This window comes from Pseudoalteromonas sp. MM1, from assembly GCF_030296835.1.
Taxonomy (GTDB): Bacteria; Pseudomonadota; Gammaproteobacteria; order Enterobacterales; family Alteromonadaceae; genus Pseudoalteromonas.
On sequence record NZ_AP027922.1, the window covers coordinates 2,588,785 to 2,605,695 of the forward strand.

The 16,911-nt window shown below is 39.8% G+C and carries 10 protein-coding genes; 7 read left to right on the plus strand and 3 right to left on the minus strand.

The window, feature by feature from the left end:
• Positions 1–33 precede the first annotated feature (33 nt).
• Positions 34–528, plus strand: coding sequence for a hypothetical protein (locus tag QUE46_RS11825; protein ID WP_286244915.1), 495 nt, complete (start codon positions 34–36; stop codon positions 526–528).
• Positions 529–605: 77 nt separating this feature from the next.
• Here the strand turns inward: QUE46_RS11825 and tyrR are convergent, their stop codons facing one another.
• From tyrR to bcsE, 3 genes are all read right to left on the minus strand, one after another.
• Positions 606–2,162 carry a transcriptional regulator TyrR gene (gene tyrR / locus QUE46_RS11830; RefSeq protein WP_286244916.1) on the minus strand — a complete coding sequence of 519 codons (1,557 nt, stop codon included), beginning with the start codon at positions 2,160–2,162 and terminating at the stop codon, positions 606–608.
• A gap of 209 nt (positions 2,163–2,371) precedes the next feature.
• Positions 2,372–3,952: a cellulose biosynthesis protein BcsG gene (gene bcsG, locus QUE46_RS11835; protein WP_286244917.1), complete on the minus strand. Its 1,581-nt coding sequence runs from the start codon at positions 3,950–3,952 to the stop codon at positions 2,372–2,374.
• Positions 3,953–4,121: 169 nt separating this feature from the next.
• Positions 4,122–5,744 carry a cellulose biosynthesis protein BcsE gene (bcsE, locus tag QUE46_RS11840; RefSeq protein WP_286244918.1) on the minus strand — a complete coding sequence of 541 codons (1,623 nt, stop codon included), beginning with the start codon at positions 5,742–5,744 and terminating at the stop codon, positions 4,122–4,124.
• 114 nt (positions 5,745–5,858) lie between these two features.
• On the opposite strand from bcsE, the gene bcsR reads away from it, so the two are divergent.
• The 6 genes from bcsR to QUE46_RS11870 are packed head-to-tail and all read left to right on the plus strand — an operon-like array spanning position 5,859 to position 16,630.
• Positions 5,859–6,038: a BcsR/BcsP family cellulose biosynthesis protein gene (bcsR, locus tag QUE46_RS11845; RefSeq protein ID WP_286244919.1), complete on the plus strand. Its 180-nt coding sequence runs from the start codon at positions 5,859–5,861 to the stop codon at positions 6,036–6,038.
• Positions 6,039–6,069: 31 nt separating this feature from the next.
• Entirely contained in the window at positions 6,070–6,783 is a 714-nt protein-coding gene (gene bcsQ, locus QUE46_RS11850) for a cellulose biosynthesis protein BcsQ (RefSeq protein ID WP_286244920.1), read from the plus strand.
• A gap of 2 nt (positions 6,784–6,785) precedes the next feature.
• Positions 6,786–9,455: a UDP-forming cellulose synthase catalytic subunit gene (bcsA, locus tag QUE46_RS11855; protein ID WP_286244921.1), complete on the plus strand. Its 2,670-nt coding sequence runs from the start codon at positions 6,786–6,788 to the stop codon at positions 9,453–9,455.
• Entirely contained in the window at positions 9,448–11,694 is a 2,247-nt protein-coding gene (bcsB, locus tag QUE46_RS11860) for a cellulose biosynthesis cyclic di-GMP-binding regulatory protein BcsB (RefSeq protein ID WP_286244922.1), read from the plus strand. The genes bcsA and bcsB overlap by 8 nt, the downstream gene beginning before the upstream one ends.
• Positions 11,694–12,821 (plus strand): cellulose synthase complex periplasmic endoglucanase BcsZ, encoded by a 1,128-nt coding sequence (gene bcsZ / locus QUE46_RS11865; protein WP_286244923.1) that lies wholly within the window; start codon positions 11,694–11,696, stop codon positions 12,819–12,821. Before bcsB ends, bcsZ begins: the two co-directional genes overlap by 1 nt.
• Positions 12,812–16,630, plus strand: coding sequence for a cellulose synthase subunit BcsC-related outer membrane protein (locus tag QUE46_RS11870; RefSeq protein ID WP_286244924.1), 3,819 nt, complete (start codon positions 12,812–12,814; stop codon positions 16,628–16,630). Before bcsZ ends, QUE46_RS11870 begins: the two co-directional genes overlap by 10 nt.
• Positions 16,631–16,911 lie beyond the last annotated feature (281 nt).

Below are 16,911 nucleotides of genomic sequence, written 5' to 3' on the forward strand. Positions count from 1 at the left end.
AATCTCAAATTATAAATATAAAAAAGCCATAGTATGAAATATAAATTAGCGACACTTTTTACCATCAGTTTATTATGCATTAGCACCTGCGCACTGGCCGATTTTACTATTAAAGGCCCAGGCACAGTGACGTACCCAACGGGTGTAGAAAAAACATTTAATTTTGGCTTTGCATGGCAACAGCAACTTGGTAAATTTTCAATAGGTAGTAAAAGCTACGATATGTCGCAATTACCTAACTCATACTCGGTAGCAATTACTTTGGCTAAAGACGATAGCCAAGTGTGGGTACAAGAGTTTAACAATGGCTTTATTGAAGCGTTTGACTGGCAAATTGGCAAACACACTGTCTCTTTAAAAAAGCAGCAGTTTAAAGACCCTGTAAAAGGCAATTACGTGATTGAGCTCAATGGCCGCAGTTACTTTTTTACGCGTAATAACGCAAGCATAGTGATTAATTTTGATGAAAATGGCATAGAAACAATTGCCATTGATGGGGTTACTAAAAACATGGGCACTAAAAACTAGGGCCTGTTGACCTTTGCGGATTGAAATTTGTTCAACCATCAAAGAACAACACGCCCTAGCGCCCATTAAATCGGCTATTAAACTTTAACCGTTTTGCGATTAATACCGTAATCTCGTAGTTTATTTGCCACTGCGGTATGACTTAGCCCTAAACGCTTAGCTAATTGTCTTGAGCTTGGGTAAGCCGGATACAATTTACGTAGCAAGGTTGCTTCAAAACGTTTTACAGCTTGATCTAACGACCCTTCAAAGTCTGACTCTAAATAACCTAAATCAGGGGTAAAGGTAGGCAATTGTAAATGCTCTACGCGTAGCTCACTATCATCAAGTAACGACACCGCCCGATAAATTGCATTTTCTAGCTGACGCACATTACCTGGCCACGGGTACTCTTGTAAAAAGCGCAGGCACTCTTGCGATAAAAGCGGAATTGCATGGCCGTTTTGCTGTGCGTACTTTTGAATAAAGTGCTCAGCTAATGGACCTACATCCGCTTTACGATCTCTCAGTGGTGCAATCTCTAATGTGAGTACATTAATTCGATAGTATAAGTCTTCTCTAAATACGCCCTCTTGCACCATAGCCGGTAAATCTTTTTGTGTGGCTGCAATAATACGCACGTTTACTTTTACTTCGTTCTCGTCGCCTACTTTTCTGAATGTACCGTCTTGCAAAAAGCGCAGCAGCTTTGTTTGTAGCTGTGTAGACATTTCGCCTACTTCATCTAAAAACACAGTACCGCCATCTGCTTGCTCTAGTACCCCGCGTTTAGGTGCGGTGTTTTCTTCATATCCGGCGTAACCAAATAGTTCAGATTCAGCCACATCATCAGGCAAAGATGCGCACGAAAGTGCAATAAACGGCTTAACCGAACGATTAGAGGCATAGTGGCACGCACGGGCAAGGAGCTCTTTACCTGTGCCAGTTTCTCCGGTTATTAAAATGGGGGCTTCTAGCTGTGACATTTTTCGTGCTTCGCGCACTACACGGCGCATAGCAGTACTAAAGTTATGAATAGTTGCAAAGCTTTCTTGTCCATAACGCCTAAAGGCACTGACCTGCTGACCAAGACGGCTTTGCGATTTTATATTTATAACCGCACCAGCTAACACGTCACCTTCACCCCCTTGCGGGACGGCAATCGGTAAAATATCGGCTATAAAATCTTCACCGGCAACATCTACGCGGGTTGTTTGTCCAAGTACTTCTTTGCCTTCTAACCAACGCGTAAAGTTAAACCCTTTTAGTAGGTTATTAATATTGGCCCCTACCACTTCTTTTTCGCTCAATTGTAGGTCTTTACAGGCGGCGTCGTTACACAAACGTACCCACCCTTTTGCGTCAATCGAGATAACGCCATCGGGAAGTGCACGCAGCAGTGTATTTAATTCGTTATGCTCTCGCTCAGAGGGTAAAAAAGCGGTTGTGCGAACATCATGTACGCCATCAATCAAACGAATAGAAGGCATAATCTTTTGAAACTGCTCAAATTCAATTTCAGGAAAGCTTACATACATACGGCAATTTACAGAATCAACCTCAATCCCCTTTAGGTCAACATCGTAGTTAACTAAAATATTTAGGATCTCTTGGGCTATACCTACGCGGTCGGCACAATGAATATCTAGACGCATACATCCTCGAATAAGGAAAAACTATATTAGCCGAATAATACGCTAACTCCGTTATTCAATACAGTAAATTGTAAACAAATTTGGACAAATCATCGTTTATATAGCTGTAAATTCATGTCTATGAACATCAAACTGTAATAACGAGTGGCTTAAAACAAAAAACGCAGCGTGTTAGCTGCGTTTTAAAAAGGGGGAATACCTATATGCTATTAGTTTTGCGGGTATGGGGTCCAGTCTCCGCCATCTAATTGAATATAAGGGCGTTTATTAACATACATCATTATTGTATCGGCGTTTTCAGCGACTTTAGGTGCACGAGGCAGCGAATCAACTAAGTCGGCAATATTGCCGTTACCTGCAAAAAAGTTTGTGCTAAGCACGCCACTAATTAGCTCCGATAAACCAAAGTAACTTGTTGATTCGCTTACAAGCGTTTGTGAATAGCTTTGTACATTTTTACCAATAAACTTAATCGCCACCGGAACAGATACAATACTTGGGCTTGGTATCTCACGCAGCCCTGCAAATTGTACTTTATCACCTTTTAATGCCGCGCCGTGTTCAGGTACTATCATCAGCATGACATTACGGCCACGTTTTTCTAAGTTTTTAATAAACCCGTTAATGTCGTTAAATAAGTTTTTATGTCTAATCGGGTAGCTTTCAAGGCTACTCATGCGGGGCTGATTCGCTAATTGATTGCCATCATGTAAACTAGTTGTATTATAATACATAGCGCATGGCGCACAGTCTTCACCTTTTTCATTTAGCCAAGCGTTAAGCACCGCACCATCTGAATAAATAGGTTTATCGTCAAAGCCATATTGAGCTACAGGTAAGTTAGTTATATCGTAAGGCGGCTCATCTATTTTGCCAAACCTTTTCACCAAACCTTTGAACTCATCGAAGTGGCCGTCGTGATTCATAACCACACTACTTTTGTAACCTATGTTTTCTAAATTCTTAAACAAGTGGCACTGTTCAGGCGCATTTTCAAATAAAGCTGTTTGACTTGTTTGACCACAACTTGCTCGTAGCAGGCGAATTGCAGCAGGTCCAGAGTAAGAAGTAGCCGAATTAAAATCAGAAAACACTACATCAAAATCGCTGTATAAATCATCAAGGCTAACACCTATGGTCTCTAAATCAGCCACAGCCATCGAGCATATATTTAACACAATGACATCAAATAATTCGCCATTATATTGCTGAGGGAATTGGCTTGCTAACAAACTTTGCTGCTGATAAAACTCTTTTAATTGCTGATCAGGCGATTTTGCTTCTTGCGTTACCACCTGTGCTTGTAAACGAGGCGTCGCTGTTTGTACATTATTAGCCGCCACTGGCTGTGTAATTAAATTATCCTCATTGTTTGTGCCCTGCCACGCTACAAACATAAGCCCAACAATAGTTACTGTGGTAAAGCGTATCCACTGTGAGCAATACCAAAAGCACACAGTAATAACAAACAATGCTAATAGCATATCAACATTAATAACACGCGCCATGAGCTCTAAAAAATAGCCAAAGCTAAAGTCTTGTACGTTACCAGCTTGGCGAGTTAAACGGTCTATTGGCGGCAACCACGAATCTTTATAAAGTAAAACAATGGCCATTACCGCGCCTAACCAATGCTTGGCTTTATTTAATAAAGGGCGTGTGTAAGAAATAGCAAAAAAAGCAGCCAGTGCTGCATTTGCCAATAAGCCAAAGTCGATTACACCATAATAAAAAAGTGCAAACTTAACTAAAAAATAGAGGTTCCACACCCCTAAGCCTGATAATTTCACTATTTACCCTTCTTTATTCTATTAGGTTTGTAAGGTTCGAGTACTTCATGTTTAAACGTAAGCTGAGCATAATATTTTTTTATTTTTTTCAGTATCAACGACCCCGACATACATAAAAATACGCCAACTAGCATCGCTAAAATTGCTGTAATCAATAATTGATTAATACTCATACGTTACCCTTTATAGCCATTTTGAACGGCACGGCATCTGCGCGTTCGTTTTTAGTAAACTCGGGTGTTTCTAAATCAGCTGCAACACTTGCATCTATTTTGTGCGAAAATTTATAGCTGTCATTCTCTGTTAATTGGGCAGAGTAATCGGTTATATCTTGGCCCGCATAATAACGCCTAAGCTGCTTACATTCTTGCTGAATATAAAAATGATCGGAAATAATATTTTGCTGCGCAAAAAAGTCGTTTGTTTCCAATTTAAACAAGTGCTTTATTGCATTGTTTACATCATTTTCGCGACACGCATGTAAATACAAATACACCGTATTTTCTACCAAGCTAAATACATCACCTTCACGTTTGATATGAAATAAATGCAAAGGGTGGATGGGGTCAATCCGGGGTAAAAGCTCAAGTTTAACCAACACGCCGCTCACCCCTAAATTTACAGCAGAGTCACTATGAACTTCTACCTGTTTGGTAAAGTCCATAAATGGTAGGTAGCCTTTAGAAAAAGTATTTTCAGTAAACTGAAGTACATGTTCAATAGAAGGCGGTAATGGTCTTGAAAATTGAAACCCTTGAATTGACTGTACTTGTGAGAGCAACCTAGAAGGCTCTGAAAAACTATACAAAATAAGATTAACACCTAAGGTCAAAAATAAGCATTCATCTTGATGGCGGATCACGCCATCAACGTTTTGAATCACCAATTTAAGCCAGCGACCACAGTTTTTCCTCAGCTCAAAACATTGTTTAGCAAGCTGAGCTATATCAGTATAACGCGAGACTGCAAACACCAATGTTGCCGCCTCTAATTTAGGGCCTTTTGAAAAAAGCGCATTGTTGTCTTTTATTATTTTATATTTTGCAGGAAGCTTGGTCCCTTCAGGAATAGCTCCTTGCACAATCCATACGTCATCTTCATCTGCAAATACACTCGATGTTGAGACTTGTTTTTCAGTAATGCTATCTTGCTGTACTTTAAAACAGTCACTTTCAATCATTAACGGATACTGCACAGAAGCTATGACACCTGTACTGTGGTGCCAATAATCGTACTCTAGCACGCGCACTGTTGAATCATTCTCGACATATACTAGCCCGTCAAGGTCCGAATTTAACCGCCTTAATAAAAAGCGATAGTTAGTCACCTCAGGGCCTGAAACTAAAAATAAAACGGTCGCCTCTGATTGTGTACTAAATTTTTTATAGGCCTGAAGACTTTGAATCAGTTGTTTTTCATTTAATGAGGCTAAATCAGTCGTACTAAAGTGAACAATAACTAATGCTTTATTTAGGTGTTTATAAGCATTTAGCTCTTTAAAAGTACTGTTAATTATTTGTTGCTTTGGCCAGTCGCGCGTATCTGCAGAAAACCTAAACGGATGCACTTTATGGTGGTCATATGCCTGATTTAAAGCACCGCTAAAAGGACCTTCAAAAAATATTTCTATCTGAGAAGAAACAATATAAATATCAGAGGTTGAGGTCTTATTAATTGCATGTAATGCTAGTTCAGTAGCAAAATTGTCTAAAGGGGCTAAAATTGCATATAACGATGCAGGTTTTAGCTCTGCAGCAGAGGGCTGCAAGCCTGAAATGTTAAAGTTATGCACTGAATTTAGCCTATAAAAAATACTTTTTTACTAGTTTTACCCGTTATTCTATATATAATAGACAAATATTGTCCACTTTAAATAAAAATAATAAACTTTCGTACAAAGGTAACAATGCACAATTTAACGACCAAAAGCTCTGAAACCTTAACATCAAATGACATTGAGAACCTTGCTCGACGTTTTGGTGGTAAGAGTGAAGATTACATTGAAATTGTTAATAAACAGAAGAATAAACAAACAATAAAGAAATATGCATTACTAAACGAAATACACCGTGTAGTAAATGCGTAAGTAGTTATTAAAACGACAGGTAAATAACCCTTTGCAAAGAATTTTTTTAAAAGGCATTAAAGGCGGTACTGGCGCTACCTCTATGGTTGCCAACTTAGCCTGCGTATTAAAAAAATCAGGCTCTGACGTAATTGCTGTAGATTTAGATTCTAAAAGCGACTTGGGTCTGCACTTTGGGCTACCCTGGCAATACAGTCAAGGTTGGAGTAATGAGGATCGCTTTGAAGAGGCTTTAGCGCACTTTCATCAAGATAGCGATGGCATTGTATTTTTACCCTTTGGTGATTCAAGTGTGAGTAATACAGCGTTATTTAGCCTTATTAACAATTGCAATAAGCTGGATTATAACAAAGATACTTGGCTCCTTTTTGATTGCCCAGCGCATATCAATATCACTGATTACCCACTAAATAAAAACGACATAGTAATTGAAATCGTTAATTGTGATGCTATTTGCCACAGCCTAATTTATAAAAAGCTACAAACGTTAAAGCATACTGATAATCAGTGGAAACACTTCTTTTTAGTTAATCGTTACAATTCTGCATCAACACTCGAATTTGATCTCTTTTCTTTGTGGCAATCGACTTTGCCACTTATGGCGCCTTTCTTTATAAATAGTGATGAAGTAATTAAAGAGTCCACAGCCTATAGAAATGTAGCGCTAAATTGTGCTCCCTACAGTGTTGCTAACGATGACTTTGAAACACTTGCCGGTTGGCTTGTAAGTAAATCGGCCTTGTAGTTATGAGCTTTTCTTTGTTTTATAAGCGCCCAATACACAGTACTTTGTATTTACTGTTAAGTGTTTTTTTTACTGAAAAACTTGTCCGTTATATTTTATTTAAGTTTCACAGTTATTTTAACCAGCACAAAGTAAACGTGATTGAGGCCTTTTTAATGCCTTTTATTACGCTAATTAGCTCATTGTTTATCAACATAAAAGACCACAGAATTAACTTTGAGCTCATTTTATATGATTACTATCCGCATCTTCGCCTGCCGTACCGCACGTTTATTTATACAAATATTTTGCGCTTTATCATCCAAAGCGTTTATTTATTATTTTTTAAATACAAACCAAAAAATAATTTTGTAAGAGAGCGGTTATCAAATCAGTTTTATAATGGGGTAAGTTATTTACTTAAACAGTTGCGTTGGTTTGATTTAAAACTGGGTAGGTTACTAAAACGTTTGCTATCAAAAAATGACAAAGGGCCAAAAAAGAGCGCTTTTAAAACCATGGCTGACGCTAAGATTTGGCAAAACAAACTAATCAAATATGTGGTTGTAGCCTTTATATTATTTTTACTGGCTATTTTTATAACCATTCCATTTAGCCTAGAAGCACAAGCCGTTTTTATTAGCTTTATTTTGATAGTGGCATACGGGCTTAAGCGCGTTAAAGGGCAAATGGCCACGATTGTAATGATCACCCTATCGGTAACCACTTCATCGCGTTATTTATGGTGGCGCTACACTGAAACCCTTAATTGGGATGACCCTGTAGCACTTACATTAGGCGCAGGCTTGCTGCTGGCAGAAACCTATGCGTGGCTAGTGCTCATTTTAGGCTTTTTTCAAACTATAAATCCGCTTGAGCGCAAACCTATTCCTTTACCTGAAAACACCGACTTATGGCCAACCGTAGATGTATATATACCCACTTATAATGAACCACTAAGCGTTGTACAACCAACCACACTGGCAGCAATGAGCATTGATTGGCCTGCAGATAAGCTCAACGTATACATTCTGGATGACGGCAAACGCCCTGAATTTAAAGAATTTGCCCAAAAAGTGGGAGTCGGTTATTTAACACGTCCTGATAATAACCACGCTAAAGCCGGTAACATGAACAGCGCCATGCGCTATACCAACGGCGACTATATCGCTATTTTTGACTGCGACCACGTACCTGCCCGCTCATTTTTACAAATGACCATGGGGCAATTTTTAAAAGACAGCAAAGTATGTTTAGTACAAACGCCGCACCACTTTTTTTCTGCAGACCCATTTGAACGTAATTTAAATAACCACAGCCAAATACCTAATGAAAACATGCTTTTTTATGGGTTAATTCAAGATGGTAATGACATGTGGGATGCCACCTTTTTTTGTGGCTCATGTGCCGTTTTAAAACGACAAGCACTTGATGATATTGGCGGCTTTGCATTTGAAACGGTAACCGAAGATGCTCACACTGCACTTCGTATGCAACGTGCCGGTTATAAAACCGCGTATATAAATATTCCTCAGGCTGCGGGCCTTGCCACCGATAGCTTATCAGCGCATATTGGTCAGCGTATTCGCTGGGCACGGGGTATGGCGCAAATATTTAGACTCGACAACCCTATTTTAGGTAAAGGGCTCGATATACCACAGCGCCTGTGCTACTTAAACGCCATGCTGCACTTTTTATCGGGCATTCCGCGCATAGTATTTTTAACCGCCCCCTTAGCACTTATATACTTTAATGCTTACATTATATATGCACCTTTTTTAGCTATTTTTATTTACGTTGTGCCTACGCTCATACAAATAAAAGCGACCAACTCACGGATTCAAGGAAAATATCGCTACTCTTTTTGGGGAGAGGTGTATGAGTCTGTTCTTGCATGGTACATATTAAAGCCGACCACCGTTGCGCTAATAAACCCTAATAAGGGTAAGTTTAACGTAACAGAAAAAGGCGGCTTAAATGATAAAGAGCATTATGATTGGGGTATATCTAAACCTTACTTGGTGCTTTTGCTGATAAACTTAATCGGCATGCTGGTAGGTGTGTTACGTTTGGGTTTTGGCGATCCAAGCCAAGTAGGTGTTTTACTTATCAGCATGGGCTGGGCAATTTATAATATTATTATTTTAGGCGCTGCGGTGGCTGTTGCAGCAGAGGCAAGGCAAGTAAGACAGTCGCACCGTATTAAAGCGAACTTTCCGGCGGGCGTGCGCTTAGCAAATGGGCATACGTTAAAAGTTAAAATTACCGATTACTCTGATAATGGGGTGGGTATTGAAACAGAACATGCTCATTTATGCCGTGTAAACGACAAAATAGAGCTTTTAATGAGCCGCGGTAATAAGCAATTTTCGTTTACAACGTATGTATGTAACACCCGAAACAAACAAATAGGCTTAACGTTAAAAGATCTTTCACTCGAAAAGCAAAAAGCATTTATACAATGTACTTTTTCAAGAGCGGATGCGTGGCTTGATTGGCAAAATAACTTTCGTCATGACCGCCCTTCTTATAGCTTTAAAGAAGTACAAAAAACAAGTTTAAGAGGATTTAGCAATTTATTGTTTCATGCTCCTAAACCATTGCAACCCTTTGTAAAACTAATGACAAAAATTGTTGTTTATATAAACTCTTTCACCCCTAAAAAACCAATAGTGCATAATAATTATGATTAAAAATTTGCTTAATACATTTCTAATACTGTTTTTAACATGCAGTGCTTATAACGCATGTGCTATTGAGCCAATGCACGATAAGTCTGTATTTATAAATGGCTACCCTGAGAGCGCAAACGTGTCTAGCTTAAGGTTAGACTTTGCTGCTTTAGGCTTTAATGGCTACAAGCTTGATGGCATAAACAACAATTCAAGAGTGGATTTTACAAATCGCATTGACAAGTTAAGCACCGACTTACAGCTTAATTTCTCATATACAAACTCGCCCTCGTTAATTGCAAACGTGTCGCATTTAAAAGTGTACTTTAATGAAAACTTAGTGACTGTACTGCCCATAAATGAGCAGCTGAGTGTTGTTAAAAATACCGTTAACCATAGCCTTAAACTCAATGCTAAATATGTGCAAGACTACAACCAAGTTCGTTTTGAGCTAGTTGGTTATTATGACTTACGTTGCCAAGACTACTTTAGCCGCTCTATCTGGACCGAAATTAATAAGTCGAGCAACATCACACTCAATCAAAAACAGCTGGCAATAGACAGTCGTTTAGAGTACTTACCAGAGCCCTTTTTTGATGCCAAAGATTACAATAAGTTAAGCTTACCGTTTGTATTTGCAAAAACACCTAGCACTAAAACTATTGAAGCGGCGGCGACTCTTTCAAGCTGGTTTGGTGCACAAGCGGACTGGCGTGGTGCTGATTTCCCGGTGGTGATTAATAAGTCATTAGATAAGCACAGCGTGGTTTTTATTACCAACGATTCAAAACCTGACTTTTTAAAAGACTATCCAGATGTTGAAAAGCCAACCGTTGAGATTATTTCAAACCCAGAGAATAGATACAGCAAAATGTTGCTTATTTTAGGGCGTGATGAAGAGGATTTAAAAACCGCCGTCACGGGTTTGGCCTTTGGTCATACAGTAATGACCGGCAGAACAGCAAGCATAGAGGCTATTAAGCAACTGCCGCTGCGTAAAGCTTACGATGCTCCACGTTGGTTACGCGCCGATAGACCGGTGCATTTTGACGAATTAATTGATTTTGATACCCAGCTTCAAGCACAAGGGTTAAATAATGGACCCGTAAAATTAAACGTGCGTTTTGCTCCAGATTTATTTACCTGGCGCGAAAAAGGCATCCCCATTACATTACAGTATCGCAGCACACCCGAGAGCGAGTCTTTAGACTCTCGATTGAATATGTTGATTAATCAAAAGTTTATTAGTGGATACTTGCTAGATAATGACGACTCTACACTTAATACTACAAAAACCTTATTGCCACTTATAGCCAATACTGATACCACACAAAACGCAGAAAACTTTTCACTGAATGGCATCAACTTAGCCACTCGGAACGAGCTAAACTTTGATTTTAGATTTGCGGTATTGAAAAAAGGTGAATGTGCGATAGCGCCGCCAGGTGGTGAGTTTGGTGTTATTGATGGTAATTCAAATATTGATGTAAGCGGTTTTGATCATTACATTGCCTTGCCAGATTTAAATGTATTTGCAAACAGTGGCTTTCCGTACACTAAGTATGCTGATTTACAGCAAACGCTTGTACTGGTTGATCAGCAGCCTTCTGCAAAAGCGTTAACTTTGCTATTTAATCTTACCGGTCATTTTGGCGCAATAACCGGTTACCCAACCCACAGAATGGCGGTTGCCCACTTAAATGAAAACGTTGATTTAGACAACAAAGATATTTTAGTTATTGCAAAGCCTAGCAGCACAGCTCAGCAACTGGATGAAGATGCGCAAACGCACGTGCTTTTAAATAATAACCAGCGCGAAATAAAACAAGCTATTTACAACGGTGCATACGATGAGCAAGCCACAGATAAAATACAAGTGAGTATAAAAAGTAGCGGAGACATGGCGGTCATTACAGCGTATCAATCGCCCTTTAATTCAGAGCGTTCAGTTGTTTCACTTAATGCCACCACTGAAAAAGCGTTTGGCTTAATTGATAAAACCCTTATGGACTCGCAAACATTAAGCCAATTAAAAGGCAGTGCTGCAGTTATTAACTCACAAGGTGTTAAAACAATAAAAACTGAAGAGCAATACTTTGTCGGTCATATTCCTGTACATACACTGGTGTGGTTCCATTTATCTGACCATCCATTTATTTTAGCCCTGCTTTCTATATTAACGCTGTTACTAATTTCATTTATTTTATGGCGATTACTACAAGCACTCACCCATAAACGTTTAGCTGAAGGAGATGAATAATGACATTACTTAACCGTGCATTATTAGTAGCCGCTTTTTTAAGTTTTTCTGTATCAGCGCAAACGCAACAGTGCGAGCCTTGGCAGGGGTGGCAAGTCTTTAAAAACCACTTTATCAGTGATGAAGGTCGCGTAATAGACTTAGGCTCAAAGCAAAACATTACCACCTCAGAGGGGCAATCATACGCGCTATTTTTTGCATTGGTAGCAAACGATAAAGCCGCATTTGATACCATTTTAGATTGGACGCAAGAAAACCTCTCTGAAGGCGATTTAAGTACACGTCTGCCTGCTTGGCAATGGGGTGAAACAGGCAATGATACCAATGGCATTATAGACTCAAACCCAGCATCAGACTCTGATTTATGGATAGCATATAGCTTATCGCAAGCAGCTATTTTATGGGATGAACGCCGCTATAGTATTTTAGCTGCGGTGTTAGCACAGCGTATCATGCGAGAAGAAACCGCCTATATCTCAGGTTTAGGACTTACCTTATTGCCCGCCCCTGCAGGCTTTGAATTTGACAATGATACTTTTAAGCTCAACCCAAGCTATTCGCCTTTGTTTATTTATCAGCAGTTTAGTAAGTTATACCCGCATTCACCTTGGCAACAATTACATGAAGGCTCTGCAAAACTTATTTTAGATACCGCTAAAAATGGGGTTAGCCCTGATTGGGTGATGTATAGCCCAGCAAAAGGTTTTTATTACGATAAAAAAACAACCGATTTAGGCAGTTTTAATGCCATTAGGGTCTACTTATGGGCCAGTATGATGGCGAATGACGCCCCTTACAAAGCTCAGTTGAGCGAGCAGTTTGCACCTTTTGTAGAAGCTATAAACAACCGTGGCTATGTCCCTTTAAATACCTATGCGAGCTCTGGCAAAACCCAACAGCGAGGCCCATTAGGTTTTAATGCTGCCCTACTGCCAATGCTAAAAGAAAAAGGGGACGATTCATTGGTTATGGCCATTCAACAAAAGCTGATGGTCGATAAATCATTTACACGAACTCGCTATTACGACAGTGTGTTAAACCTCTTTGGTAACAGTGCGCTTAATAAACGCTTTTCAATAACAGCAGACGGGACGCTCAAGCCAAAGTGGAGCACTGAATGTCGTTAAAATGGGCTGTTGTTTGTTCGTTAGCAGTCAGCGCAAGTGTGAATGCTAAAACAAATAATGACATTGATACACACTCTGTTGAGTGGCTCTTGAGTCAGATCAATATTGGTGAAGTACAAGAAAATAAAGACTTAATTGCCGATAGCTTACAAAAGTTATTGGCAATTGCACCTAATCGAATAGAAAGCCAGTGTGCGCTTGCTCGCTATGAGTTTGCTAATGGTAAAGCGGTGCAAGCAAATCAAATTTTAAGAAAAATAGATAATAGCAACACACGCATTCACCCTTGTGTTGAGCAGCTAAGGTTAATTGCTCGGCTAGAAAACCAAGATAAAGCAGATATACAGCAAGCAAAATTACTTGCACGTGCCGGGCGCTTTGAACAAGCACGATTAATTTACAACTCTCTTTTTAAAAACACCTATCCAAGCTTAGCATTTGAGCTAGAGCACTTAAGTTGGTACGCACAAGACCAAAGCCAATGGCAAAACGTAAAAAAAGGCTACGAAAGGCTACTACGCAGTTACGAAAACATCGGGGCGGTTGATATTGCATATGCACGCCATCTGTTGAGAAAAAACCCAACCGATGACAGTGCGTTAACTATTTTAAGTAGATATGGCTCGACTTCTCGCTACAGTAATGAAGTAGAAGCGATATGGTTAGGTGCTTTATCTAATATGCAATTAAATAGCACAACTGATAAACAGTTTCAGCGCTACTTTAGCGTGTATCCGTTTAGCAGCAAAGGTGAATTGCAATATCAAGATTTCAAAAAAGATCTAAAAGCACGACAAAAATTATTAGCCAACCCTGCCTACCAGCTATGGGTTAAAGGTGAAGCCTTACTTGAGCAAAACAAGCTCGTTGCCGCAGAGCCACTTTTATTAAAAGCACTCAGAGGGCGCCCGAAGGATGGCGCGATTATGCGTAGCTTGGGCATCTTATACTTACGAATGGGTAAAAATCAAAAGTCATATAATTACTTTACACGAGCACAAAGCAACACCGCTGATTTTGCAGAGCGTGAAACATTAAAAGAGTTAGCTGCAACGGCTAAGTTTTGGCTTTATATTCGTCAAGCGAAAGAAGCAACAAACGAACGCCAATTTAAAACTGCAAAATTAAAGTTAGACTTAGCTGATACCTTAAATCAAGACCCCGCTACTATTTTATATAACCGTGGCTTATTGCAATTTGCACAAGGTAACTACTCTCAGGCAGCCGCCATATACCAAACTGTGCTTAAAAATGAGCCTTTAAACAACGGCGCCTTAACAGGGTTATTAGAAATTGCTGAATTGGACAACAATGAACAATCGTTAATCAAATTTTATAATGCGTTATCTAGTGCCCAAAAAGCGCAACTAAAACCGATATATTCAGCAACGTTAAGTAGCCAGCTTCGCGAAAAAGCACGTCAATATAACGATGCAGGCGATACAGAGCTTGCTGAGAAAACCTTAAAAGAGGCCATTGAACTGGCCCCTGAGCAGCCTTGGCTTTATTACGATTTAGCGTTTATTTATCAACAAAATGGGTTAACTCAAAAGGCAAAAACGTTATTTAATAATGTGCTTTGGCAGTTTCCTCTTAATCCACAATTACGTTATAGCCATGCTTTATTTTTACGCTCAATAGATGATTATCAAGGCGCTTTAAACACCTTAGATTATGTGCCGGTTAATGAGCGAAATGACGACATAATTACTCTTGAGCAGCAGCTTAGGCTCAATGAGTCTCTGCGACGAAGTGAGCGCCACTTAAATAGCAAAAATAGAACCACGGCTATTTTTCATTTAAGTAATTTAGAAGCGCAAAATTTAACACCAGTAATGAAAGCCGAGCTATCGCGTAGCTGGTATCAAATAGATGAGAAAAAACACGCCATAAAGTTAATTAATGATGCATTAAAGACTGAGCCTACTTTATCACCTTATTGGCATATGCTGTATGGAGAATGGCTACTCGAGCAAAATGAGCGCCCAACTGTAGAGCAATGGTTTACCAATTACAGCTTACCTAGTAATGCCAGTACTGGCGAAATAGAACAGTACGTCAATTTATACACTACATATATTAATGAGTATTACGAAGGCGGCGAACTACTAGCAAAGCTAAACCAGCTTGATCAAAAGTACCCAAGTACCCCCGCAACGACCACGGCATTAATAAATGCTAATTTAGCGCTTGAGCAGCGTGAGTCGGCAATTATTGTTTATCAACAAAAACTAAAAAACAATCAGCCAATCGACCCTCAAGCTATGTTAGCAGTTGCAAAAGCATACAGGGAGCTTGGCAACGACTTTCAAGCGAAAGAAGCCACTGAGCGCGCAATAGCACAAACAGATGATCAGCAAGCCTATTTACAACGCCAAATTATGGCCTCGTTAAATGACTTTAATTACGCAGGTGATGCGTTAGCTTTAGCCAATCAATTAATAACTAAATCACCCAATGATAAAGAGCTTAGTTATTTGGGCGCTGAAGTTGCCCGAAACTTTAATGAGCAAGACCAAGCTAAGCAATGGTATTTAAAAACACTATCGAGCGAGCAACGCCTAAACGATGAATCGTTTTACAAACAAATTGCGCGTATAGATGAAAATGATGCGTGGTATATAAACGGTGCTAAACGCGAGCTTATAAATGAGCAAAGCAAAAACCAAGCATACATTGCCATTGGGGTTAACTTTAGTGGCCAAACAAGCACTGAAAGCGAAGCGACGCTTGGCGCTGGCTTAGTCCCTATTGAGGCCTATTTTCCACTTTGGCAGGGTCAAGGGTTTATTAAAATAGACCCAACTAGCATCAGTGCACAAACAACACGCTTTGATGAGCAATTTGCTGGTAGCCGCTACGGCCAAGGTGCACTGTGTATATTTACCTGCGATATTGATGAAGTAAGCCCTGAGCAAGATGGGGTCGATATAGGTATTGGCTGGCAAAATGAGAATTGGCGTGTTGATGTGGGTACTACCCCACTTGGCTTTTTAATTGAAGACATAGTATGGGGTGTAAACTACGCAAACAGCATTGGCGATTTTGGCTATAGCCTAGAGCTCGAAAAACGCCCTGTAACAAGCTCTGTGCTCTCTTATGCTGGGCTTGAAGATGTGAATACCGGTGAAATTTGGGGCGGCGTGCGTTCAACTGGCCTAACTGCCAACCTATCTCATGATTTAGGTGGCGATTGGGGCTTTTGGTCAAGCGCCGACTTTACGCTTTATAAAGGGCAAAATGTTAAAGATAACCAACGCTATAGAGTAATGGGTGGGTCGTATTATCGCGTAATTAGCAATCAAGAGCGCGAATTCACTGTCGGCGCAAGCCTATTACATTGGGCGTATCAGTATAATTTAAGTGAAGAAACATGGGGCCATGGCGGTTACTATAGCCCACAAAACTACGTTGGGTTGTCACTGCCTTTAAGCTACGATGCGCGCTGGGGTGATGATTTTGTTTATCGCTTAAAAACGGGCATATCGTATTCGCAAACAAAAACCCAAGCGATTGACTTTTATCCCAACGATACAGACTTGCAACTACAAGCCTACGATAGAGAGTCGATAACCGGAGTAGACCCTGTATTTGAGAGTGATGACAGCGCAGGCGTGTCATACAATCTTGAAGGGAGCTTTGAGTACCGTATAACGCCGCATTGGTTTTTTGGTGGTTACTTAGCAATTGACCGCTCTGATTTTTATGAGCCGAACTTTGGCCAGCTGTATATTCGTTACTATTTCAATCCTGTGTACGGGACGTTAGAGTTTCCTGGCACCCCAATTATTCCTTATGCAGACTTTTAACGCAGTGCAAGGTGATACATCGCGAATGCTTCCCCTCGCACTAAGGTATATGTATACTTGAGCGCAATTGTAACTAGGATAAGGGTGTGTCTCTTACCTTATGGTGTTACTACCATTTAGCAAATCATTATCTTAGCTACAAATAATATACAGATGGTCGAGCGTTTTATACCAATCCGCATAATTAAGTGATCTATTTTGAGGATCGATAAACGTGTTGATAGCAAGGCAAAAAATTCGCTAATTAGTTGTTCTAAATAAGAATTTTTTAACGCAGATAA

Bases quoted from the DNA above. Each gene is read 5' to 3' on its own strand.
- bcsR (WP_286244919.1), top strand. From the start codon at position 5,859: ATGCACAATTTAACGACCAAAAGCTCTGAAACCTTAACATCAAATGAC.
- QUE46_RS11870 (WP_286244924.1), top strand. From the start codon at position 12,812: ATGTCGTTAAAATGGGCTGTTGTTTGTTCGTTAGCAGTCAGCGCAAGT.
- bcsZ (WP_286244923.1), top strand. From the start codon at position 11,694: ATGACATTACTTAACCGTGCATTATTAGTAGCCGCTTTTTTAAGTTTT.
- QUE46_RS11825 (WP_286244915.1), top strand. From the start codon at position 34: ATGAAATATAAATTAGCGACACTTTTTACCATCAGTTTATTATGCATT.
- bcsA (WP_286244921.1), top strand. From the start codon at position 6,786: ATGAGCTTTTCTTTGTTTTATAAGCGCCCAATACACAGTACTTTGTAT.
- bcsB (WP_286244922.1), top strand. From the start codon at position 9,448: ATGATTAAAAATTTGCTTAATACATTTCTAATACTGTTTTTAACATGC.
- tyrR (WP_286244916.1), bottom strand. From the start codon at position 2,162: ATGCGTCTAGATATTCATTGTGCCGACCGCGTAGGTATAGCCCAAGAG.